The sequence below is a fragment of the Amycolatopsis silviterrae genome (genome assembly GCF_042684085.1).
In the GTDB taxonomy this organism is placed as follows: domain Bacteria; phylum Actinomycetota; class Actinomycetes; order Mycobacteriales; family Pseudonocardiaceae; genus Amycolatopsis; species Amycolatopsis silviterrae.
Map to the genome: position 1 here is coordinate 72,399 of NZ_JBHUKS010000037.1, position 21,979 is coordinate 94,377.

The 21,979-nt window shown below is 69.9% G+C and carries 17 protein-coding genes; 7 read left to right on the top strand and 10 right to left on the bottom strand.

From position 1 onward, the window contains the following. Window positions 1-145: 145 nt before the first annotated feature. Window positions 146-1,120, top strand: a complete 975-nt coding sequence (locus ACFSVL_RS43280; protein WP_378313455.1) for a chitinase — start codon at window positions 146-148, stop codon at window positions 1,118-1,120. Between the two features lie 278 nt (window positions 1,121-1,398). Here ACFSVL_RS43280 and ACFSVL_RS43285 read toward each other — a convergent pair whose 3' ends face one another. The 9 genes from ACFSVL_RS43285 to ACFSVL_RS43325 all read right to left on the bottom strand — a co-directional run bounded on the left by ACFSVL_RS43285 (window position 1,399) and on the right by ACFSVL_RS43325 (window position 9,717). Further along, window positions 1,399-2,493 (bottom strand): acyl-CoA dehydrogenase family protein, encoded by a 1,095-nt coding sequence (locus ACFSVL_RS43285; protein ID WP_378313457.1) that lies wholly within the window; start codon window positions 2,491-2,493, stop codon window positions 1,399-1,401. Continuing rightward, window positions 2,490-3,668: an acyl-CoA dehydrogenase family protein gene (locus tag ACFSVL_RS43290; protein WP_378313459.1), complete on the bottom strand. Its 1,179-nt coding sequence runs from the start codon at window positions 3,666-3,668 to the stop codon at window positions 2,490-2,492. Before ACFSVL_RS43290 ends, ACFSVL_RS43285 begins: the two co-directional genes overlap by 4 nt. Further along, a complete protein-coding gene (locus ACFSVL_RS43295; protein WP_378313461.1) occupies window positions 3,665-4,888 on the bottom strand; it encodes an acyl-CoA dehydrogenase family protein in 1,224 nt (407 codons plus the stop codon). Before ACFSVL_RS43295 ends, ACFSVL_RS43290 begins: the two co-directional genes overlap by 4 nt. Next, window positions 4,888-5,913, bottom strand: coding sequence for a phosphotransferase family protein (locus tag ACFSVL_RS43300; RefSeq protein WP_378313462.1), 1,026 nt, complete (start codon window positions 5,911-5,913; stop codon window positions 4,888-4,890). Before ACFSVL_RS43300 ends, ACFSVL_RS43295 begins: the two co-directional genes overlap by 1 nt. A 32-nt stretch (window positions 5,914-5,945) precedes the next feature. Continuing rightward, the gene (locus tag ACFSVL_RS43305; RefSeq protein WP_378313464.1) at window positions 5,946-6,398 is read right to left on the bottom strand and encodes a MaoC family dehydratase; all 453 of its coding nucleotides are present in this window, start codon (window positions 6,396-6,398) and stop codon (window positions 5,946-5,948) included. Window positions 6,399-6,403: 5 nt separating this feature from the next. Next, window positions 6,404-7,159: a 3-oxoacyl-ACP reductase FabG gene (gene fabG, locus ACFSVL_RS43310; RefSeq protein WP_378313466.1), complete on the bottom strand. Its 756-nt coding sequence runs from the start codon at window positions 7,157-7,159 to the stop codon at window positions 6,404-6,406. Between the two features lie 163 nt (window positions 7,160-7,322). Continuing rightward, window positions 7,323-7,970 (bottom strand): DUF998 domain-containing protein, encoded by a 648-nt coding sequence (locus tag ACFSVL_RS43315; protein ID WP_378313468.1) that lies wholly within the window; start codon window positions 7,968-7,970, stop codon window positions 7,323-7,325. Between the two features lie 39 nt (window positions 7,971-8,009). Further along, window positions 8,010-9,089 carry a J domain-containing protein gene (locus ACFSVL_RS43320; RefSeq protein WP_378313470.1) on the bottom strand — a complete coding sequence of 360 codons (1,080 nt, stop codon included), beginning with the start codon at window positions 9,087-9,089 and terminating at the stop codon, window positions 8,010-8,012. Window positions 9,090-9,189: 100 nt separating this feature from the next. Continuing rightward, window positions 9,190-9,717 (bottom strand): GNAT family N-acetyltransferase, encoded by a 528-nt coding sequence (locus ACFSVL_RS43325; protein ID WP_378313472.1) that lies wholly within the window; start codon window positions 9,715-9,717, stop codon window positions 9,190-9,192. A 379-nt stretch (window positions 9,718-10,096) separates the two neighbouring features. Here ACFSVL_RS43325 and ACFSVL_RS43330 point away from each other — a divergent pair, with 379 nt between their 5' ends. The 6 genes from ACFSVL_RS43330 to ACFSVL_RS43355 all read left to right on the top strand — a co-directional run bounded on the left by ACFSVL_RS43330 (window position 10,097) and on the right by ACFSVL_RS43355 (window position 18,962). Continuing rightward, window positions 10,097-11,530: an APC family permease gene (locus ACFSVL_RS43330; protein WP_378313474.1), complete on the top strand. Its 1,434-nt coding sequence runs from the start codon at window positions 10,097-10,099 to the stop codon at window positions 11,528-11,530. Further along, complete coding sequence (locus tag ACFSVL_RS43335) at window positions 11,527-14,394, top strand: glycoside hydrolase family 2 protein (RefSeq protein WP_378313476.1); 2,868 nt, start codon at window positions 11,527-11,529, stop codon at window positions 14,392-14,394. Before ACFSVL_RS43330 ends, ACFSVL_RS43335 begins: the two co-directional genes overlap by 4 nt. Continuing rightward, window positions 14,391-15,278, top strand: a complete 888-nt coding sequence (locus tag ACFSVL_RS43340; protein WP_378313478.1) for an ROK family protein — start codon at window positions 14,391-14,393, stop codon at window positions 15,276-15,278. The genes ACFSVL_RS43335 and ACFSVL_RS43340 overlap by 4 nt, the downstream gene beginning before the upstream one ends. A 1,264-nt stretch (window positions 15,279-16,542) precedes the next feature. Then, complete coding sequence (locus ACFSVL_RS43345) at window positions 16,543-17,112, top strand: NADPH-dependent FMN reductase (RefSeq protein ID WP_378313479.1); 570 nt, start codon at window positions 16,543-16,545, stop codon at window positions 17,110-17,112. A gap of 24 nt (window positions 17,113-17,136) precedes the next feature. Next, window positions 17,137-18,120, top strand: a complete 984-nt coding sequence (locus ACFSVL_RS43350) for an ATP-binding cassette domain-containing protein (RefSeq protein WP_378313481.1) — start codon at window positions 17,137-17,139, stop codon at window positions 18,118-18,120. After that, window positions 18,117-18,962: an ABC transporter permease gene (locus tag ACFSVL_RS43355; RefSeq protein WP_378313483.1), complete on the top strand. Its 846-nt coding sequence runs from the start codon at window positions 18,117-18,119 to the stop codon at window positions 18,960-18,962. Before ACFSVL_RS43350 ends, ACFSVL_RS43355 begins: the two co-directional genes overlap by 4 nt. A gap of 50 nt (window positions 18,963-19,012) precedes the next feature. Here the strand turns inward: ACFSVL_RS43355 and ACFSVL_RS43360 are convergent, their stop codons facing one another. Next, a complete protein-coding gene (locus ACFSVL_RS43360) occupies window positions 19,013-21,736 on the bottom strand; it encodes a P-loop NTPase fold protein (protein ID WP_378313485.1) in 2,724 nt (907 codons plus the stop codon). Window positions 21,737-21,979 lie beyond the last annotated feature (243 nt).

Sequence of the window (21,979 nt, forward strand, 5' to 3'; positions counted from 1 at the left end):
CCGGTGCGCCGTTCGGGCTGCCGCTCTTGACACGTTGTTTTGGTCTAGTCCAGTGTGTGACGGCACCCTTCCGGGTGCACTCCTCCCGGGTTGATCCCGCCGCCTCAAACCGGAGGTGTTCCGTGGTGCTCGTGGGAGGAACACGATGAGAACAATGCGTCGGCTGGCCGCGCTCGCGGCCGCGGCAGGGGCGGCTCTCGGGGCAGTGGCCGGGGTGGCTTCCGCCGCGCCCGCCCCAGGCCTTGCGGCCGCGCCGGACCCGGTTCTGGCGTCGCCGTACCTGTACCAGTGGGCGGGACAGACCAGTGCGTCGGCGGCGATGTCCGCGACCGGGATCAAGACGTTCACGCTCGCGTTCATGCTGTCGGACGGCTCGTGCAACCCGAAATGGGACGGCGACCGTGCGCTGTCCGGTTCGGACAAAACCCTGATCAAGGGCATCCGCGACGCGGGCGGCGACGTGATCCCGTCCTTCGGCGGCTGGTCCGGCACGAAGCTCGGCGCGAAGTGCACGACGCCGGCCGCGCTGGCCGGGGCGTACCAGAAGGTGATCGACGCGTACGGCCTGAAGGCGATCGACCTCGACATCGAGAACACCGACGAGTTCGAGAACGCGACCGTGCAGGACCGGATCCTGAACGCGGTCAAGATCACCAAGCAGAAGAACCCCGGCGTGCGCGTGGTGATCACGATCGGGACCGAAACGTCCGGCCCGAACACCTGGGGCAAGCGGCTGATCAAGCAGGCGAAGGCGATCGGCGCGCCGGTGGACGTGTGGTCGGTGATGCCGTTCGACTTCTCCAGCGGCGGCGACATGGCGGGCAAGACGAAGTCCGCCGTGGACGGTCTCGTGGCACAGCTGAAGTCGACCTTCGGCTGGGACAGCGCCACGGCGTACCGCCGCGCGGGCCTGTCGTCGATGAACGGCAAGACGGACAACGCCGGCGAGGTCGTGTCGGTGGCGGACTTCACCGCGATCCGCGACTACGCCGCCAGCCACCACCTCGGCCGCTTCACCTTCTGGGCCACCAACCGGGACTGCTCGGGCGGCGGCGAGTGCAGCGGGATTTCGCAGCCGAAGTACGCGTTCACGAAGGTTGTGGCCGGGTACCACGGCTGACCTGGTCCGGGCTGGGAGCTGGCCAGGGTTGGGGCTGAGCCTGGGCCGGGCTGGCTGCGGTTGGGCTGGCCTGGCCGGGTTTTGGCGAGGTGTGGCTGAGCCTGGCCCGGGTGGACTGGCCCGGCCGGGCCGAGTCCGGGTCGAGCTGGGGCGAACCCGGCCGAACCCGGCCGAGTGTGGCGACGAGGCCGCCGTTTCCGAGGGGTGCGGCCTCGTCACCAGCTGCTGGGGGGTCGTGAGTGGCGATCCCGGTTCTAACCGCGATTGCCACTCACGACTCAAGCAGGCAGATCCACCAGCTCAGCCAGCCGGGCCCGATGCCGCCCCGGCGTGCCGAACGCGATCTGGTCGCTCTTGGCCCGCTTCAGGTAAAGATGCGCCGGATGCTCCCACGTCATCCCGATCCCGCCGTGCAGCTGAACAGCCTCCTCCGCCGCGTGCACCGCGATCGGCGACACCCGTGCCTGCGCGACCGCCACCGCGATCGGCACGTCATTCCCGCTCGCCAGCGCATCCGCCGCGTACCGGGCCGTCGCTCGTGCGTTGACCAGTTCCGTGTACAGGTTCGCCAACCGGTGCTTCAGCGACTGGAAACCACCCACCGGACGGCCGAACTGGTACCGACCCTTCAAGTACGTCACGGTCTCGGTCAACGCCCATTCCGCGATCCCGGTCTGCTCCGAGGCCAGCAACCCGGCCGCAGTGGTCAGCGCGTTGTCCAAAGCGGCAGAAGCAGCCGAGCCAGTGCAGATCTCCTGCGCGGCAGCGGATTCGAAGGTCACATCGGCGATCCGACGCGTCAGATCCAGCGACACCGCTTCGGTCACAGTCGCCGCAGAAGCGTCCACGGCGTACAGCGCCGGACCGTCCGGGCCGACAGCCGGGACTACCAGCACATCCGCCACCGAAGCATCGACCACTGTGGACACCCGGCCGGTCAACACGCCGTCAACAGACCGCACGGTGGAAGGAAAATCAGCACCCGGCGCCGTCGACAAAGGCACCGCCAGCGCACCGGTCACCGCGCCGGAAGCGAGCTGGGGGAGCAGGTCCGAACCGGTGGGAAGCAAAGCCGAGGTCGTGAGCACCGCACTGCCCAAGAACGGCACCGGCGCGACGCTCCGGCCCAGTTCCTCCAGCACGACCGCCACCTCGCGCGTCGAAGCCCCGTGCCCGCCAAGGGATTCCGGCACCATCAAACCAGCCGTGCCGAGGTCGGCGGCCAGCGTCTTCCACAGCGAAAGGTCGTACGGCGTGTCCGTTTCGACCCGCGCGAGCAACTCGACCGGACCGGCACGGTCGGCCAGCAGCGACCGCACCGAGGACCGCAGATCCTCTTCCACGTCCGAGTACAGCAGGTCCGGCGTGCTCATCGCGGCAGGTCCTTCCAGGCGACGTCCTTGTCCACCCGCGGCTCGGACGGCAGCCCCAGCACGCGTTCGGAGATGATGTTCCGCAGCACCTCCGAGGTGCCGCCCTCGATCGAGTTCCCCTTGGCGCGCAAGTACCGGTACCCGGCGTCGCGGCCGAAGAAGTCGACGTTCTCCGGACGGCGCATCGTCCAGTCCTCGTAGCGCAGGCCCTCCTCGCCGAGCAGTTCCAGCTCCAGCCCGGACAGCTCCTGGTTCAGCTCCGCGAACGCCACCTTCATCGCCGAACCCTCCGGGCCCGGCGCGCCGACCGCGAGCTGCTGCCGGAGCCGGGCGCCGGCCAGCCGCAGCGATTCGGCCTCGACCCAGTGCTGCACGAGCCGGTCGCGCAGTTCCGGCGTGCGCAGCTCCGGGCGGTCCCGCCAGGTCTTCGCGACGATCCCGATCATGCCGCCCTCGCGCGGCATCGCATTGCCGCCGATCGCGACGCGTTCGTTCATCAGCGTGGTCTGGGCGACCTTCCAGCCTTCGCCGACCGCGCCGATCCGCTGCGAGTCCGGAATCCGCACCTCGGTGAGGAAAACCTCGTTGAACTCCGCCTCGCCGGTGATCTGCCGCAGCGGCCGCACCTCGACGCCGGGCGCGGTCATGTCGCACAGGAAGTACGTCATGCCCTGGTGTTTCGGCACGTCCGGATCGGTGCGGGTGACGAGGATGGCCCACTGCGCGAGATGCGCGCTGGACGTCCACACCTTCTGCCCGGTTACCACCCAGTCGTCGCCGTCACGCACCGCGCGCGTGCCCAGCGCGGCGAGGTCGGAGCCCGCTCCCGGTTCGCTGAACAGCTGGCACCACACCTCTTCGCCGGTCCACAGTGGACGGAGGTAGCGCTTTTTCTGTTCCTCGGTACCGAAGGCGAGGATGGTCGGCGCGGCCATGCCGAGCCCGATCAGGATCCGGCGCGGGTTGTTGTCCGGTGCGCCCGCTGCGGCGAAGGCGGCCTCGACCTCGCCCTGCAGTTCGCGCGGCGCGCCCTGGCCGCCGAGCCCCTCGGGGAAGTGCACCCAGGCGAGCCCGGCGTCGAAGCGAGCCTGCAGGAAGTCCAAAGTGGACAATGAAGCGGGATCGTGCCCGGCAAGGAACGCGGCGACCTGCGCGCGCAGTTCCTCGGCGGTCACTTGCCCGCCTCCGTCCGGTACTTCTTCAGCTCGCGCCGCGCCAGCGACCGCTTGTGCACCTCGTCCGGACCGTCGGCGAGCCGCAGCGTGCGCACCCCGGCCCAGATCTCCGCCAGCGGGAAGTCCTGCGAAACGCCGCCCGCGCCGTGCGCCTGGATCGCCTTGTCCAGGATCCATTCGACGGCCAGCGGGGTGGAGATCTTGATCGCCTGGATCTCGGTGTGCGCGCCCTGGTTGCCGACGGTGTCCATCAGCCACGCGGTCTTCAGCACCAGCAGCCGCTGCTGTTCGATCCGCACCCGCGCCTCGGCGATCCAGTCCTGCACCACGCCCGAATCGGCGATCGGACGGCCGAACGTCTCACGCGACAGCGTGCGGCGGCACAGCGCCTCCAGCGCGCGCTCCGCCATGCCGATCGCGCGCATGCAGTGGTGGATGCGGCCGGGCCCGAGGCGGGCCTGCGCGATGGCGAAGCCGGAACCCTCGTCGGCGATCAGGTTTTCCGCGGGCACCCGCACGTCCTCGAACAGCACCTCGGCGTGCCCGCCGTGGTCGCCGTCGGTGTAGCCGAACACCTGCATGCCGCGCACGACGGTCAGGCCCGGCGTGTCGCGCGGGACCAGGATCATGCTCTGCTGCTTGTGCGCGGGCGCGTCCGGATCGGTCTTGCCCATCACGATGAAGATCTTGCAGTTCGGGTTCATCGCGCCGGTGATGTACCACTTGCGCCCGTTGATGACGTACTCGTCGCCTTCACGGCGGATGCTCGTCGCGATGTTGCGCGCGTCCGAAGAGGCCACTTCAGGCTCGGTCATCGCGAACGCGGAGCGGATCTCCCCGGCCAGCAACGGTTCCAGCCACTGCTTCTTCTGCTGCTCGCTGCCGAACATGGTCAGCACTTCCATGTTCCCGGTGTCCGGCGCGGCGCAGTTCACCGCGGCGGGCGCGAGATGCGGGCTGCGGCCGGTGATCTCGGCGAGCGGCGCGTACTGCAGGTTGGTGAGCCCCGCGCCGTGGTCGCCGGGCAGGAAGAAGTTCCACAGCCCGCGCTTGCGCGCCTCCGCCTTCAGCTCGTCGACGACCGGCGGCGGCGACCACGGGTCGGTGCGCGCGGCGAGCTGCTCGTGGAAGACGGCCTCGGCGGGGTAGACGTGCGAATCCATGAATTCGAGAAGCTGCCCGCGCAGTTCCTCGGTGCGGGCGTCGAACGCGAAGTCCATCAGTTCTCCTTGGTGAGCGTCTTGCTGCCCTGTTCGATCAGCGGGGCGACGGCGGCGCCGATCTGGTCGAAGCCCTCGCCGACGGTTTTGCCTTGCTGGAAACGGAAGTAGATGCCTTCGAGGATCACCGCGAGCTTGAAGTACGCGAAGCTCACGTACCAGTTCAGCGCGGACAGATCGCGGCCGGAGCGCTGTGCGTAGCGGGCGATCGTCTCGTCGGTGTCCGGGTAGCCGGGCGCGCTGCTGGCGTTGGACACCATCGGCAGCGACAGCTGGTCCCGCTGCGCGTAGGTGATCATCAGGCCGAGGTCGGTGAGCGGGTCCCCGAGCGTGGACATCTCCCAGTCCAGCACCGCGGTGATCTTGTCGTCGCCGTCGACGAGCACGTTGTCCAGCCGGTAGTCGCCGTGCACGATGGCGGGCGGGCCGGACGCCGGGATCGCCGCGGCGAGCTGGTCGTGCAGCCGGTCCGCACCCGGCAGGTCGCGGCTGCGCGAACCGTCGAGCTGCTTCTTCCACCGGCGCAGCTGGCGTTCCAGAAAGCCGTCCGGACGGCCGAAATCGCCGAGCCCGACCGCTTCCGGATCGACCGCGTGCAGGTCGACGAGCGTGTCCACCAGCGAATCCGCGATCGCCCGCGTCCGCTCCGGGCCGAGCTGCTGCAGTTCTTCGGCGGTGCGGTACGGCGTGCCCTCGACGAACTCCATCACGTAGAACTGCGCGCCCAGCACGTCCGCGTCCTCGCACAGCAGAACGGTTTCCGGCACCGGCACCGGAGTGCCGGCGAGCCCGCTCATCACGCGGAACTCGCGCCGCATGTCGTGCGCGGTCGGCAGCACGTGCCCGAGCGGCGGACGGCGCACGACCCACCGCCGCGTGCCGTCGGAGACGAGATAGGTGAGATTGGACCGCCCGCCCTGCACCACGTCCGCGGTGAGGGGGCCGGCGACGAGCCCGGGCCGCTCGCGGTCGAGATGGGCGCGCAGCCTCGCCAGGTCGAGGCCGGGCGGGTCGGTTTCGGTCATCGGAGGGACTCCAGTTCGTGCGGGGTCGGCGATCAGAGAATGAGCCGGGAAACCATCTCGGCGACGCAGGCGGGCTTGTCCTCGCCCTCGATTTCGACGGTCCAGCGCACGACGGCCTGCTTGCCGCCGGGCACGTCGGTCAGCTCGACCAGCTCGGCGGTCCCGCGCACCCGCGAACCGACCTTCACCGGCTGCGGGAACCGCACCTTGTTGAGGCCGTAGTTGATGCCCATCTTCAGGCCGTCGACCCGGTAGATCTCCGGCAAGAACGCCGGGATCAGCGACAGCGTGAGGAACCCGTGCGCGATCGTCGAGCCGAACGGGCCCGCGGCGGCCTTTTCCTGGTCGAGGTGGATCCACTGGTGGTCGCCGGTGGCGTCGGCGAACAGCTGCACCTGCTCCTGGGAGACGGTGTGCCATTCGCTCGTGCCCAAGGGCTTGCCGACCGCTTCGGCGAGTTCGGCGACGTCGGAGAACACGCGCATCGGGATCAGTCCTTCGGTCCGCCGGCGACGTAGATGACCTGGCCGGACACGAATCCCGCGCCCTCGCTGACCAGGAACGACGCGACGTTCGCGATGTCCTCGGGCGTGCCGACGCGCTGCACCGGGATCTGCGAGGCGGCCGCGGCCTTGAAGTCCTCGAAGCTCATGCCGACGCGCTCGGCGGTCGCCGCGGTCATGTCGGTGGCGATGAACCCGGGCGCGATCGCGTTGGCGGTGACGCCGAACTTGCCCAGCTCGATCGCCAGCGTCTTGGTGAAGCCCTGCATGCCCGCCTTGGCCGCGGAGTAGTTGACCTGGCCGCGGTTGCCCAGCGCCGACGTGCTGGACAGGTTGACGATCCGGCCCCACTTCTCCTGCGTCTGGTACTTCTGCACCGCGCGGGTCATCAGGAACGAACCGCGCAGGTGCACGTTCAGCACCGAGTCCCAGTCCTGTTCGGTCATCTTGAACAGCAGGTTGTCGCGGGTGATGCCGGCGTTGTTGATCAGCACGGTCGGCGCGCCGAGATCCTCGGCCACGCGGGTGACCGCGGCCTCGACCTGCTCGGCGTCGCTGACGTCCAGCGCGACGCCGACCGCGCGGCCGCCGTCGGCGACGATCGCTTCGGCGCCCTGCTTCACCCCGGCCTCGTCGAGGTCCAGCAGGCCGACGGCGAACCCGTCGGAGGCGAGGCGGCGGGCTACGGCGGCGCCGATGCCACGGCCGGCTCCGGTCACGATGGCCACACGGGAAGCGGTCACGGGGTTCTCCTCATCGTCGGGGAAAGCCTGCTCGGCACGTCCGGACAGGCTGGGCACGCTCGGACTGCCTGCGCAGGATGCCACGGAGCGGCACCTGTCGCTGGCGGCTAAGCGTACGCTTATTACGCGTCGATCGCGAGCCCCTCGTCCGATCGGGGCGGGGTCAGCGGCGGCGTCCGACCGGAGCGGCGAGCGCGGCCAGTGCGACGAGTTCGGTGAGCGCCATCCCGCGTTCGACGAGGCCCAGCGGGATGAGCAGCCACCAGTGCTGCCCGGTCATCGCGGCGACCGCGACCGCGCCGAGGATCACCGCGAACCACGCGAGCGACGCCACGGCGAGCACGCGGGCGAGAAGCCGGCGGCGCGGCGAGTCCGGAAAGGCCGTGCGCGCTGAGACGAGCACGGCGAGCGGAAGGCAGACGAAGGCGACGACGCTGGCGATCCGGTGCAGCGTGCCGCCCGCGCCGGTGGCCGCCGCGTTGGCCCAGTCGGTCTTGGGGAACGCGACGATCACGAGCAGTCCGGCGGTCCAGAAGGCACCGAGCACCGCGGCGAGGACCGGCAGCCGTCCCTGCAGCCGCAGCACCGCGAACGCGACCGCCGAACCGGCCGCGACCAGCACGAGAGCCAGGTTGAACACCCATTTGTGGTCCGACAGCCCGTATTCGCTGATGGTCCGCCGGGTCACGCTGATCTCGTCGGTGGGCGGCACCACCTGCAACAGCAGCACCAGAACGGCGCCGAGGGCGAGCGCGGCGATCCCGGCCAGCGAGAGCAAGGCGGGACGGCGGTCCGCGTGCACGGTCGTCATGCACCCAGAGTGACAGGTGCCGGATATGTCCCCGGTGAGTCAGGCCGCCCGGCCGGACCCGGTGACCTGCGCGCGCACCGTGCGCAGCGCGTTGTGGTCCACAGTGGACGGTTCGGCGGACAGCCAGCCGCCGATCTCGTGCAGGAACTGCTCCGGCGTCATCGGGGGACCGGGTTCGCCGTCCGGTTCGGCGGTCGTGACCTCGCCGTCCCGGCTGGGGTACACGATCATCGCGCCGCGCAGCGCGACCCCGGGCAGCAGCTCGCGGTAGCGGTCGAGGCTTTCTTCCAGCTGGGTGCCGCCGCCGCGGAACGGCCGCCCGTTGCGCAGCAGCCGTCCGTCCTCGGCGGTTTCGTAATGCCCGGGAAGCCACAGCTTCGACTCGACCAGCACCAGGCGTTTCCCGCACAGCACCGCGTGGTCGACGTCGGCGAACACCGAACCGGGCCACGCGAGACCGTGGAAGATGCGCGCGCCGGGCAGCCGGGTCAGATACCGCTCCAGCAGGTCGGCGGTGAGCCGTTCGGCCAGTTCGTCGGCCTCCGCGCCGGGGGAGCCGAACACCGCGCTGCCGCCGAATTCCTCGGCGAAGGCGTGCCGGGCCCGGCGTGCGGACAGAAAGCCGCGGGCGAGCCGGTGCACGAGCAGTGCGGTGCCCGCGGTGAGCGCGAGCCAGACGATCAGCACCGGCGGCGTGAACTCGATCCCGGCGAGCAGCGGCAACAGCACCAGCACCGCACCGGCGACCGCCGCGACGACCGGTGTGTGCCCGGGGCCGCGCCTGCGCCCGTGCCGCATCCGCGGGTCAGCCGCGGCGAAGGACCACCACTCCAGGCTTTCCGGATCGATGTCCGGCGCTTCCGGCCGGTAACCGGGCTGCTCGCCGAATCGCCGCCGTGGCCGGGGTTTGGGCACCGAAGCGGCGGGAACGCCGGCGTCGTAGCGCGCGCGTTCGTTGGGGTCGGCGAGGGTGTCGTAGGCCTCGCGCAACAGCTGAAACGTGCCGACCGTGCCGCCCGCGTCCGGGTGCAGCGTCTTGGCCAGCCGACGGTAGGCGGCCTTGATCTCTGTGGGGGACGCAGTTTTCCCCACGCCGAGTACCGCGTAGTAGTCGGGCACGGTTCGGGTTTCACCTCCGGACGGCTGCCCGCGCAACGATATGGGGTCGCCGCGGCGGGGCGCCATCCGCCTCCGCGGCGCGCCGGAGTGAACCTGTGCGCTACGCCCACTCCTCGCGGCCGACGGCGTACTCGACGGCGTGGAGGTCGTCTCCAGGCGCGAAATACTCCGGGTCGGCGACGAAGTCCCGGACGTGCCGGAGCCCGATGGAGGCCATCGTCGCCTGGGAGACCTTGTTGGCGGCTGCGGTCCGGGCGTAGACGCGGTCGAGGCCGAGGTCGCGGAACCCGTGCCGGAGCATTTCGCGCGCGCCCTCCTTGCCGAGTCCTTTACGCCAATGGCAGCGGGGGAGCCGGTACCCCAGCTCCGCCTGCCCCGCGGACTCTCCCGGCCGCAGGGACCACAAACCGGCGAAACCGGCGTCGACGAAGCCCGCCCAGCAACCGAGGCCGCCGCGGGCGTACGCGAGGGTCGTCCGCAGCTCTTCCGCCGCCTGCTCCCGGGTCAGCACTCCGGCCAGGTAGCGCATCACCTCCGGGTCGGCCGAGAGGGCGGCCAGGTGCTCGAGATGTCCGGCGGACAACGGGACCAGCCGGATGCGCTCGGTGCGCAAGATCGGTTGCGACATCAGGCGAACCCTCCCCAGTCCGGCGGACGACGGGAAGCAGTTTGACAGTCGCGCGGGCCGTCCGTCAGCTGGTTTTCCGGCCGTCGTCGCAGGTGGCGGCGCTGCCGCTGGAGTCCGGTCTGCTGCGGTGCTGCCGCCGGGGCTCAGCCGGCCGCGGCGCTGCCGCCGGGTCTGGCCTGTCGCGGCGGCTCCCGGTCAGCGGCATCGTCCGGCCGGAGCACCGGTTTCCGCCGGGTCCCGCCCTCCTCTCCGGACCCGCGCCCCACCGTTCCCTTCTCCCACTCCCGCACCGGTTTCGGCAACTTTCCGGACGCAGCCCTTCCGCACCCCGTTCATCTTATGTTAAGAAGCTTTACTAACTATTGGACGGAGGCACGACGTGAGCGCACCCACCCGCCCGGGGGACTCCTCGCCCCTTCCGCGGACCGGTCTCGAACGCCGGATCGGGCCGCTGCAGGCGACCGCGATCAACATGACGCAGATGTGCGGGATCGGCCCGTTCGTCACCATTCCGGCGATGGTCGCGACGATGGGCGGCCCGGAGGCGATGTTCGGCTGGATCATCGGCGCGATCATCGCCCTCGCCGACGGGCTCGTGTGGGCCGAACTGGGCGCGGCGCTGCCGGGGGCCGGCGGGACCTACATCTACCTGCGGGAGGCGTTCCAGTACCGCTCGGGCAGGCTGATGCCGTTCCTCTTCGCCTGGAGCGCGGTGCTGTTCATCCCGCTCATCATGTCCACCGGCATCATCGGGCTGGTCCAGTACCTCGGCTACCTGGTGCCCGGCGTGACCGGCGCGGACGGCGTCACCCCGCTGGGCAAGGCGATCGGCATCGGCATCATCGTGCTGATCGTGCTCGCGCTGTTCCGCCGGATCGGCCAGATCAGCAAGCTCACCACCGCGCTGTTCCTCGTCATGCTGTTCGCCGTCTTCGCGGTGATCATCGCGGCCTTCTCGCACTTCGACGCGCACCAGGCGTTCGCCTTCACCCCGGGAGCCTTCAGCTGGGGCGGCTCGTTCTGGTCCGGTCTCGGCGCGGGCCTGGTCATCGCCGTCTACGACTACCTCGGCTACAACACCAGCGCGTACCTCGGCGGCGAGGTCCGGAACCCGGGCCGCACGCTCCCGCGCTCGATCATCTTCTCCATCCTCGGCATCATGACGCTCTATTTCCTGCTGCAGGTGGGCGTTCTCGGCTCGACGCCGCTGGAGGAACTCAAGAACGCGACGTCGGTGGCGTCGTCGGTGCTGGAGCAGGCGTGGGGTTCGGTGACCGCCAAGATCGTCACCGTCTTCATCGTGATCGCGGCGGTCGGTTCGGTGTTCGCCGGCCTGCTCGGCGGATCGCGGGTGCCGTTCGAAGCCGCGCGCGACAAGGTGTTCCTGCCGGTGTTCGGCAAACTGCACCCGAAGCTGAACCTCCCGACCGCGGGGGTGCTCGCGATGGGCCTGATCACCGCGATCGGTTCGCTGTTCACGCTGACCGACGTGATCAACGCGGCGGTCACCGTGCTGGTGATCATCCAGTCGCTCGCGCAGGTCGCGGCGATCATCGTTTTGCGCCGCCGTCAGCCGAACCTCCGGCGGCCGTATCGGCAGGTGCTGTATCCGGTGCCGACGATCATCGCGCTCATCGGCTGGGTTTACGTCTACATCTCGGCTAGCTGGCTGTCGATCTGGCTGTCGGTGGCCTGGATCGCCCTCGGGGTCGTCGCGTTCCTGGTCTATGCCTCGAAGGAAAAGGTCTGGCCGTTCGGGCCCAAGGAAATCCGCGAGGCGTTCGCGTCCCAGGCCGCGGGGGTGGAGTCGTGAGGAAGCCGCTGATCGCCGGGATCGCCGCGCTGGTCCTCGTTCCCGGCGCGGTGACGGCCACCGCTTCCGCACAGCAGCCGGAAACGGCGGCGTCGCGTCCGCAGGGACCGTCGACGATCGGCCTCGGCGGCTGGCAGGTGCTGACGACCGCGCAGGTCAAAGACGACGGCACCAGGGTGTCGAAGCCGGGCTACCCGACCGGCGGCTGGCTGAAGGTGAAGCCGGACGACGCGGGCGCACCGGGCACCGAGATCAACGCGCTGGTGCAAAACGGCAAGTGTCCCAATGTGTTCTATTCGGACAACATGCGCAAGTGCTTCGGCTACCAGGCGAAGCGCGGGCCAGTCGTGACGAAGCAGTTCCAGGCCCCGTGGTGGTTCCGCACTGATTTCGACCCCGGTTTCCGGCCGGGCAAGAACGCGAAGCTGACCGTCCCGGGCGTCGTCGGCGAAGGCGACGTGTGGGTGAACGGCACGCTCGTCGCGGGCAAGGACGTGGTGAGCGGCGCGTACGCGAGCCACACCTTCGACGTCACGAAACTCCTGCGGCCGGGCAAGAACACGCTCGCGGTCAAGATGTACCCGAACGACCCGAATTCGATGTACACGCTCGACCAGGCCGACTGGGCGCAGATCGTGCCGGACAACAACACCGGCCTGCAGTTCCCGCCCACGCTTCAGCTGTCGGATGCGCTGAGCGGCGGCAACGCGCACGTGGTGCAGGACAACGCGGCGGATCTGTCGACGTCCTCGCTGACCGCGAAGGTCGACGTCACGAACGACGCGGCCGCGCCGCAGACCGGCGAGGTGACCGCGACGGTGACACCGCCGGGCCGCGGCGCGCCGATCGTGGTGCGGCAGCGCGTCACGATTCCCGCGCACGCCAAGCAAACCGTGACGTTCACGCCGGCGAAGTTCCCGCAGTTGAAGATCGTGAAGCCGCAAGTGTGGTGGCCGTACTCGATGGGTGCACAACCGTTGTACACCTTGGGTACGACAGTTTCGCAGGGCGGCGTGGTGTCGACGTCCTCGTCGGACACCTTCGGGATCCGGACCGTGACGTCGAAGCTGGTCGGCAAGTCCCCGGCGCTGCCGGACGGCGCGCGGAAGTTCGCGGTCAACGGCCGCGATTTCGTGTTCCGCGGCGGCGGTTTCGCGCCGGATCTGTTCCTGCGCTACGACAAGGCCGACATCGCGCATCAGCTCGCGCTGATCAAGAACCTCGGCCTGTCCGGCGTCCGGCTCGAAGGCCACGACATGCCCGCGGACTTCTACGAGCAGGCCGACCGCGCCGGCTTGCTGGTGCTCGGCGGATTCATGTGCTGCGACGCCTGGCAACCGGAACATCCGGAGAAGCTGACCGAACGCGACTACCGGATCATGCACGATTCCGCGTACTCGATCGCGCAGGCCGAACGCGGCCACCCCAGCGTGATCACCTACGGCTGGAGCGACAACGCGCCCATCCCGCGCCAGGAAACCGAGACGCTGAACGCGTTCAAGGCCGCGGACTGGGACGTGCCGGTGACCGCGTCGGCGGAGTACAAGAGCACCAAGACGCTCGGCCCGTCGGGGGAGAAGGAAGGCCCCTACGACTGGGTCCCGCCTGCCTACTGGTACGACTCCTCGACCTTCGACAAGACCGACCCGAGCCGCACGAACGCGGGCGGCGCCTGGGGTTTCGCCAGCGAACAGAGCGCCGGGCACACGGTGCCGACCCTGGACTCGATCCGGCGGTTCCTGTCGCCGGAGGAGCAGGCGAAACTGTGGCAGGACCCGGCCTACAACCAGTATCATGCGAACTACGAATCAGGGCACGGCGGCTACAAGTTCGGCACGCTGTACACCTTGGACGAGTCGATCGCCCGCCGGTACGGAAAATGGGACTCGCTGGAGTCCTATGTGGAGTCCGCGCAGATCGCGAACTACGAGAACACCCGTTCCCAGTTCGAGGCGTTCCTCGCGCACTCCAAGGACCGGAAGAACCCGTCGACCGGCGTCGTGTACTGGCAGCTGAACAAGGGCTGGCCGACGCTGTTGTGGTCGCTGTACAACAACGACGGCGACCAGCCGGGCGCGTACTTCGGCGCGCAGAAGGCGAATAAGCCGCTGCACGCGCTGTACACCTATGACAACGGCACAGTCGCGCTGTCCAACCTCGGCGCTGCCCGGCAGAACGGGATTTCCGTGCAGGCCAAGGTGTACGACGCCGCGGGCAAGGTGCTCGACGACCAGACCGCTCCGGCGGTTTCGCTGGACAGCCAAGGCGTCGCGACCGGCCTGCTGAAGCCGAAGGTCCCGGCGGAGACGAAGGCGCCGGCGAAGGCGCGGGTGTACTTCGTGGAGCTGCAGGTGCGGCAGGCGGGGAAGGTCGTGGACCGGAACGTCTACTGGATGTCCACGCAGAAGGACGTCGTGGACTGGGCGAAGACGCTGCAGAACCCGCAGGCGACGATGAGCCAGTACAGTGACTTGACCGCCCTGCGCGACCTGCCGAAGTCGCAGGTCGACGTCACCGCCTCGACCCGCCCGTCGCGCGGCCCGGACGGCACGGACACCGCGACGACGGTCACCGTCGCCAACACGTCGAAGACCTCCGCGGTCAGCTTCTTCCTGCGCGCGGACCTGCGCCGCTCCTCCGACGGGTCGCAGCTGCCGGCCGCGACCTGGGACGACAACGACATCACGTTGTGGCCGGGCCAGTCGCAGACGCTGACCGTCCGCTACCGGGCCGCCGACCTGCACGGCGCGGCCCCGACCGTCAGCGTCGACGGGTTCAACACCGGCCGGGTCGTGGTGCCCGCCGGTCCGCACCGGGACAGCCACCGGGCTGACCCGCCGGTCATCGAGGGGACCCGCGAGTGACATCGGAAGACCTGATCCTGGGCATCGACTTCGGCGGCACGAAAGTGGCGCTGGGCCTGTCCGACCGGACCGGCACGCTGCTGGCGACCCGCCGCCTGGACACCGACGCCGAGGCAGGCGCCGTCCAGGTGGTCACCCGGGCCCTCGCCGCGGCCGCCGAGCTGGTCGCCGGTTCCCGGATCACCGCGATCGGCGTGGTAAGCCCGGGAATCGTGCTGCCGGACCGCATCCTGCTGGCCCCGAACGTGCCCGGCTGGGAAAAACTCCGCCTGGCCGAACTGGTGTCGGCGGCGTTCCCGGAGGTCCCCGTCGCCGTCGGCACCGACGCGAAAGCCGCGGCGCTGGCGGAATGGACCTGGGGCACCCTTTCCGGTGCCGACCCTGCGGTCTTCCTGTCCCTGGGAACCGGAATCGCCGCCGCAGTCCTGATCGGCGGCCGCCTGCTGACCGGCGCGAACGGAGCAGCCGGAGAGATCGGATACAACCTGCGGACCCCGCAAGACACTGATGGTTTCGCCGGCGGGGCAGCCCCGCTGGAGGAAGCCGTGGGCGGCCGATGGCTGGGCACGCGCGCGACGGAACTGCTCGGCCGCCCGGTGACGGCGGGGGAGTTGTTCGCGCTGGCCCGGGAGAACACGGAGGCGAAGGAGCTGGTCGCTTCGGCGCTGGACGAGCTTTCGATGCACGTGGCCAACCTGGCGATCGCGTTCGACCCTTCGCGGATTGCCGTTGGGGGTGGGTTGGTTCGGTCGGCTGATGTGCTGTTGCCCGCTTTAAGGGAACGGTTGGCGGCGGCTGTGCCGTTCCCGCCGGAGCTGGTGCCTGCGCGGTTTGACCAGGACGCTTCGCTGCTGGGCGCGGTGGCTTTGGCGATGCGGGAGTGAGACTCCGTGACCGGCGGGGCTGGGGTGACGCTCTGCCGGTCACGGGTACCACGTTTTGGCCGCCTTGCCGGGATCGCGAGTTCGGGGGCCAGCGGCCCGGGTGGCTCGCCGGAGGCGGATCGCTGGCGAACCGGCTCGCGTTCAGACTCTGCCGGTGCCCGCTGTCCGTGTCATAAGCCGCACCGGGCCGATTCCGTTCCCCATAAAGGGAACTCGAGCCGTGTCGCCCCGCTGAATGTCCACAAAGGACACAGCTGCCGCCGAAGCACCCGAGCGGCGGCCGTCTGACCGGATCTTCGCGTCCGTGAGGGCCACCTTGAGGGAATCAGGGTCCCTCAGGGTGGCCCTCACGGACCGCAAACCTGCTCCCGCCGCCGGAGGTCCGGGCCCGCTGGCGGTTTGCTCGGGCACGGCATCTTTTGGGTCCGGGTGCCTCGAATGCATCCGCGGCACCAGGTCCTCAGCTGCACCCCGCATTCGTCATCCCCGGATATGTGCCGTCTCGGCTCGCGGTTGGTGCGGAACTTCGGGCACTTGGTGCGATCGTCGACGCCATTTGCCCACCGTGCAATTCGTCAGCGTCTCGCGGTCCGTTGTCGCGGGTTCGTCGTCCCGTGCGGTTGCTCGCTGTGCGGCTTGCCGTCTGGTCGTGCCAGTTCGGTTCTGGCGCTTCCCTTCGCATCGTCTCTCAGTCAGCCCTCACCGCTCCTTCGTCCCGCGCGAGTGCTGCGTCCGGCTGCTCGCCGTGCACCTCGTCAGCTAGCTGCGCAGCTTTTGCGGTGTCTCGCACTCGGCTGTCGCCCTGCGCGAGCCGCCTCCGCCTGCTTGCCGCGTACTCCGTTGGCCAGTCGCGCAGCTTTTGCGGTGTCTCGCACTCGGCCGTCGCCCTGCGCGAGCCGCCTCCGCCTGCTTGCCGCGTACTCCGTCGGCCAGTCGCGCAGCCTTGGCGGTGTCTCGCGGTCGGTTATCGCAGTTCCTCCGTCCCTGTGTCCGGTCGCTCGTCGGCGAGCCGCGCAGATGCGTTCGCGCGCTTCCCTTCGCGGCATCTCGCACCCAGCCCTCGCCGCCCCTTCCCCCGGCGCAAGCACCGTGTCCGACAGCTCGTCGCGCACCCCATCAGCCACCCGCGCCAGATCCGCTCTCGCGCCTCGCTCCACCACACCTCCACCGTTCCCTCCCCGCCCTCGACCACCCCTCTGACCTGCCCCAACACCCGCTAGATTCAACCTGGCACCACCGCGCACCGATCTGGCGCCCAAGAAGTGTGGACGAGGAGCTGCGGATAGCCGTGCTCGTCGCCAGTACCCGGGAGGGCCGGGTCGGCGGCGAGATCGGGCGATGGTTCGTTGAGCGGGCCGCCGGGCGCGGCGGGCTGGTGCTCGACGTGCTCGACCTCGCGACGTTCGCGATCCCGGCCCGGCTGCCCGCCGAGCCGACGGCTGTCATGGCCGGGTTCGCGAGGCGGATCGCGGCGGCCGAGGCGTATGTCGTGGTCACGCCCGAGTACAACCGCAGCTTCCCGGCGTCGCTGAAGCAGGCGATCGACTGCGCGTACGAGGAGTGGCGGGCCAAACCGGTCGGCTTCGTCTCCTACGGATACCGCGCGGCCGGCCGGTACGCGGTGGAGCACCTCCGGGATGTCTTCACCGAACTGCACACGGCTCCGGTGCGGGATTCGGTGTGCCTCGACTTGCTCGAGCACGAATGCGGCGACCCGAGCGCGGGTCCGCACGGCGAATCCGCAGGCCACGCGGTTTCTGCTCTACTGGAAGAACTGGTCTGGTGGGGTCTGGCACTGCGCGACGGCCGGCGTGCGCGGCCGTATCGCGGATGACTCACTGAGGGGAAGGAACAGAACATGACCAACGCAGCCGGGCAACCGGCGATCGAAACTTCCGGGCTCGTCAAAGTGTTCGGCGAGACCCGGGCGGTCGACGGGGTCGACCTCGTGGTGCCCGCCGGCACCGTGTACGGCGTCCTCGGGCCCAACGGCGCGGGCAAAACCACCACCGTCCGGATGCTCGCCACCCTGTCCCGCCCGGACGGCGGCGAGGCGCGGGTCTTCGGCCACGACGTGGTGCGCGAGGCCGACGCCGTGCGCAGCCGGGTGAGCCTCACCGGCCAGTACGCGTCGGTCGACGAAGACCTGACCGGGCAAGAGAACCTGGTGCTGCTCGGCCGGTTGCTGGGGCACCGGAGCGGGCCCGCGCGGGACCGGGCGGCCCAGCTGCTCGCGGCGTTCGGGCTCACCGACGCCGCGCGCCGCCAGGTGAAGAACTACTCCGGCGGCATGCGGCGGCGGCTCGACATCGCGGCGAGCATCCTCAACACGCCGGACCTGCTGTTCCTCGACGAGCCGACCACCGGTCTCGATCCGCGCAGCCGCAACCAGGTGTGGGACATCGTCCGCGCGATCGTCGCGCAGGGCACCACCGTCCTGCTCACCACGCAGTACCTCGACGAGGCCGACCAGCTGGCGTCGCGGATCGCGGTCATCGACCGCGGCCGCGTCATCGCCGAGGGCACCAAGGGCGAGCTGAAAGCGTCGGTCGGGGTCGGCGCGGTCCACCTGCGCCTGCGGGACGCCGACCAGCGCGCCACCGCCGCCGAACTCCTGGAACGCGCGCTGTCCGCCACCGTGCAGCTGGAGCACGACCCGGTCGCGCTCACCGCCCGGCTGTCGTCGGACGCGCGGGAACCCGCCGCCGACCGCGCCTCGCGTGCCCTCGCGGAACTCGCGAAGGCAGGCATCACCGTCGACACGTTCTCGCTCGGCCAGCCCAGCCTCGACGAGGTCTTCCTGGCCCTCACCGCTCGCACAGCCACCGAGGAGGCGGCGTGACCACCGTCAAGGAACCCGATCTCGACCTCGCGGCCCCGAAACCGGAGGACCTGGCCGCGGTCCTGCTCTCCACCGAACGGCCGCCGCGGCCGAGCGCGCTCTCCGCGTCGTTCTCGTTCGGCTGGCGGGCGGTGCTGAAGATCAAGCACGTGCCGGAGCAGCTGTTCGACGTCACCGCGTTCCCGATCATGATGACGTTGATGTTCACCTACCTCTTCGGCGGCGCGCTGGCCGGTTCGCCGACGCAGTACCTGCAGTTCTTCCTGCCGGGCATCCTCGCGTCGAGCGTCGTGATGATCACGATGTACACCGGGGTCGCGGTGAACACCGACATCGAGAAGGGCGTGTTCGACCGCTTCCGCACGCTTCCGATCTGGCGGCCCGCCCCGATGGTCGGCTACCTCCTCGGCGACGTGCTGCGGTACCTGATCGCGTCCGTGGTGATCATGGTCGTCGGCCTGATCCTGGGCTTCCGCCCGGACGGCGGGATCGGCGGCGTGGCCGCGGGAGTCCTGCTGCTGCTCGTGTTCTCGTTCGGCCTGTCGTGGGTGTGGACGATGTTCGGGCTGCTGCTGCGGTCCGAGAAATCGGTGATGGGCGTCAGCATGATGGTGATCATGCCGCTGACGTTCCTCAGCAACATCTACGTCGACCCGTCCACCATGCCCGGCTGGCTCCAAGGCCTCGTCTCGGCCAACCCGATCAGCCACCTGGTCACCGCGGTGCGCTCGATGATGTCCGGCGCCTGGGACGGAGGTGCCATCACCTGGACGCTGATCGCGGCGGTCGCGCTGACCGCGGTCTTCGGGACGCTGACTATGCGGCTGTACAACCGGAAGTGACCCGTCGAGGGAGGCCGTCCAGAGCCGGACGGCCTCCCGGGCCCGTCGTTTCAGGTCGCAGGACAGAGCACATAGGAGAACCGGCGGACGGCGGGCACCCACTGCTGGAACCGGGAAAGCGTGTCGACGCGCAGTGTGGTCGACACGTGGGTCAGACCGCGGTGCAGCTGACGCCACTCCCGCAGTTCCTGGTCGTCGAGCGCGCCGGCGATCGGGTTCTGCCAGCTGTCTCCGTGCCGCCGCGGGGCGCAGTCGGCGACGAACCCGGACCAGGTGGCTGCCGGCGAACGGTGAACGAGGCCGCCGGTGATCGACCGGTCCGGGTCGGGCCGGGTGTCCAGCGCCTTTTCGAGCACCCGGCCGGGCGCGGTGAGCAGGCCGAGCAGCGCCACGACGGCCTGGTAGTCGCCGGGTTCGGTGTCGTCGCCGAGGAAACGCGACGCCTCGGACAGGTCACGCGTCGCACGAAGCATGCGGTACAGGTTGAACAGCCGTTTCGCCTCGCGCGGTGTGCCGATCAGCAGGTCCAGTTCGGACAGCAGGTCGATCTCCTCCGGCGTGAGCGGACGCGGCGGATCCGCGGCCCGCTCCGGGCGGCTTTGACTGTCCACTTCGGACCCTTCCTCGATGTCGGGAATCAGGTCGAAGGAAGTCGGGGCCGGAGCGGGAATGCGCTGGGTCCGAGGCAGTTCCTCGCGCGCCGGTTCCAGCAGGCGGTCGTCGGTGAGCGACCGCAGCAGCCTGCGCAGGCTGCCCTCCGACATGGCGGGCAGCACGAGCGGCAGGTTGATGATCTTCGCGAGATAGTCCTCCGGCGACGCGAGCCGGCCGTCTTCGGGGGAGTCGCCGAGCATCCCGGCGTAGTGGCTCGACAGCGAGCGGGTCAGCCAGCGCGGGTCGACACCGACCACCACCACGAACAGTTCCAGGGCGAGCAGCAGGTGCACCGCCTCCAGCACCTCGACGACCTGGCGCGGGCTGCACCGGTCGAGGTCGTCGATGTAGAGCACGATCCGGTCGATCGGGGTGCCGCCCGATCCGGGATGCGCCCGCCAGTCGGCCATGAGGTCGACCAGCTGCTCGAAATCCTTGCGGATGGTCGAGATCAGCCCGAGGTCGCGGCGGTAGGAATCGCCGTGCGCGCGATCGGCCAGGAACGCGTACAGGTTGCGGCCCGGCGTCAGCTCGGTCAGCTGCCTGCCGAGTTCGCCGACCCGCGCCACCACCTCTTCCAGCTGCGCCTCGGCGACCCGCTGGTCGGTCTCCGTCTTCCGGATCGCCTCGAGCAGCCGGGCGACCTTGGGCTCGACCGTCCGGCTCGCGGCGCGGTCGATGCCACGGCTGAGGTCTTCGCTGAGTTCGCGCAGCTCCCGGACTCCTGACCGGGCACGGCTGAGCAACGCGGCCCCGGTACCGGCCACCGCGGCGAACCCGACTCCGGCGCCAGCCAGCCATTCCCGCGCCACCGGCACGGCCGCGGCGGCGAAGAATCCGACGATCAGGATCACCGCGGCCGCGATCAGCGCCGCTTTGCCCCAGCGTCCCTTCGGCGATCTGCGCAGCGCTTCGGCCTCGGACAACGTGCCGCGCAGCTGCTCGGCCAGCAGCGCCCCTTGCTCCGCCTCATCCTGAATCCCGAGGCGGCGCCACACTTCCCGGCTGCCAGCCAAGGCGCGGATCAGCACCTTCGCGGTGTCTTTTCGATTCAGCGCGGCCTTGTCGACGTCCGCTTGGAGCTTCGCGGCGGTCGCCTGTGCCTGGAGCTTCGCGTCCTCGAGTTCAGTGACCTGGTCGAGCCGTTTGGCCAGTTCGTCGCGCAACTGCGCACGGCGCTGCTGCGCGTTCGGGCCGGGACCGGCGAGCTGCCGGAAGATCTCGTCGCCGAGGCTGGCCCACAGATTGCGGTCCGCGTAATGCCAGGCGTTGAACCCGATCTGGACGATCTCGCCGCAGTAGGCCGGGTTCCCCGACTCCGCGAGCCGGTCGATCTCGTTGCGCAGCAGGCCCATGAAGTAGCTCTTGCCGGACCCCCATTCGCCGAACACCCCGACCGACAACGGCGGCAGCGTGCTCCGGTCGGCGATCACTGTCGCCAGCATCGACACGTAAGGCGAGACGCCGAGCCGGTCGCGTTCGAGCGGGATGCCGAGCGTCGGATCGACCAGGTCGTTCGAGACGCCGCCGGCCAGCTCGACCGAGGAGAACCTCGTGATCGCCGCCGATTTCCAGGCCGTGCGGATCGCGGCCTCCGCCTCCTCGGAGGTGCAGACGAAGACCAGGTCGCGCAGCCCGCCGGTTTCCTGGAGAGCCTTGACCGCCGCCGGAATCGCCACCGCGGCGACTTCCTCCTCGTTGAACCCGAGATCGCCGGTGCCCAGCAGCGGCAACCCGAACGAGCCCGAATTCGTGCTCGCTGCGAGCCGGATCCCGGCGGCAGTGGCCGTGGCGATGGCAGGCAAGGTCGGCCGACCGGAGCCGCCGCCTTCGTGCGGCGTCACGAGCACGGCGAACTGCAGCGAGTCCCGGTCGTCGGTGCGGAGGCGCAGCACGAACGGCTGTTCCGGGACGATCGCCTCGTAGTCGACCGAATCCCAGCTCGCGTCCGGAAACCGCTCGCTGACGGCGCGGCCGAGGCTGCCGAGCATGCCGCCGACGGACACCGCGATGGCGTCGATCCCGGCCGTCCACGGACGGTGCGTGCGCATCAGACGGACCGAGGTCCCGCCCACCGAACCGAGATGGCCGGATTCGCTGGTTTCTGGGGTGCCTGCCATAGCAGCCTGCGGCCTCCATGACCTCGGGGTCGACGCGGACGGCCAGCCTAGCCAACAATCCCGCCGCGGCGCTCGGCTAGCGCGGTTTCGGCTGGACGCGGGTTCGGGGCACGGGCGGCCTCGGACTTGCCGGGAGGCTCCGGGCTTGCCAGACGGCGTTGGGCTTGCCAGGCGGACGCCAGTGTCTCCGGCGGCGGGCGGTGCCGGTGTTGGTGGCGGGCGGTGCCGGTGGCGCTCGCGGGA

Excerpts from the sequence above, each read along its gene's own strand:
- ACFSVL_RS43280 (WP_378313455.1), top strand. The coding sequence starts at position 146 with ATGAGAACAATGCGTCGGCTGGCCGCGCTCGCGGCCGCGGCAGGGGCG.
- ACFSVL_RS43285 (WP_378313457.1), bottom strand. The coding sequence starts at position 2,493 with ATGAGCACGCCGGACCTGCTGTACTCGGACGTGGAAGAGGATCTGCGG.
- ACFSVL_RS43295 (WP_378313461.1), bottom strand. The coding sequence starts at position 4,888 with ATGGACTTCGCGTTCGACGCCCGCACCGAGGAACTGCGCGGGCAGCTT.
- ACFSVL_RS43300 (WP_378313462.1), bottom strand. The coding sequence starts at position 5,913 with ATGACCGAAACCGACCCGCCCGGCCTCGACCTGGCGAGGCTGCGCGCC.
- ACFSVL_RS43305 (WP_378313464.1), bottom strand. The coding sequence starts at position 6,398 with ATGCGCGTGTTCTCCGACGTCGCCGAACTCGCCGAAGCGGTCGGCAAG.
- ACFSVL_RS43315 (WP_378313468.1), bottom strand. The coding sequence starts at position 7,970 with ATGACGACCGTGCACGCGGACCGCCGTCCCGCCTTGCTCTCGCTGGCC.
- ACFSVL_RS43325 (WP_378313472.1), bottom strand. The coding sequence starts at position 9,717 with ATGTCGCAACCGATCTTGCGCACCGAGCGCATCCGGCTGGTCCCGTTG.
- ACFSVL_RS43350 (WP_378313481.1), top strand. The coding sequence starts at position 17,137 with ATGACCAACGCAGCCGGGCAACCGGCGATCGAAACTTCCGGGCTCGTC.
- ACFSVL_RS43360 (WP_378313485.1), bottom strand. The coding sequence starts at position 21,736 with ATGGCAGGCACCCCAGAAACCAGCGAATCCGGCCATCTCGGTTCGGTG.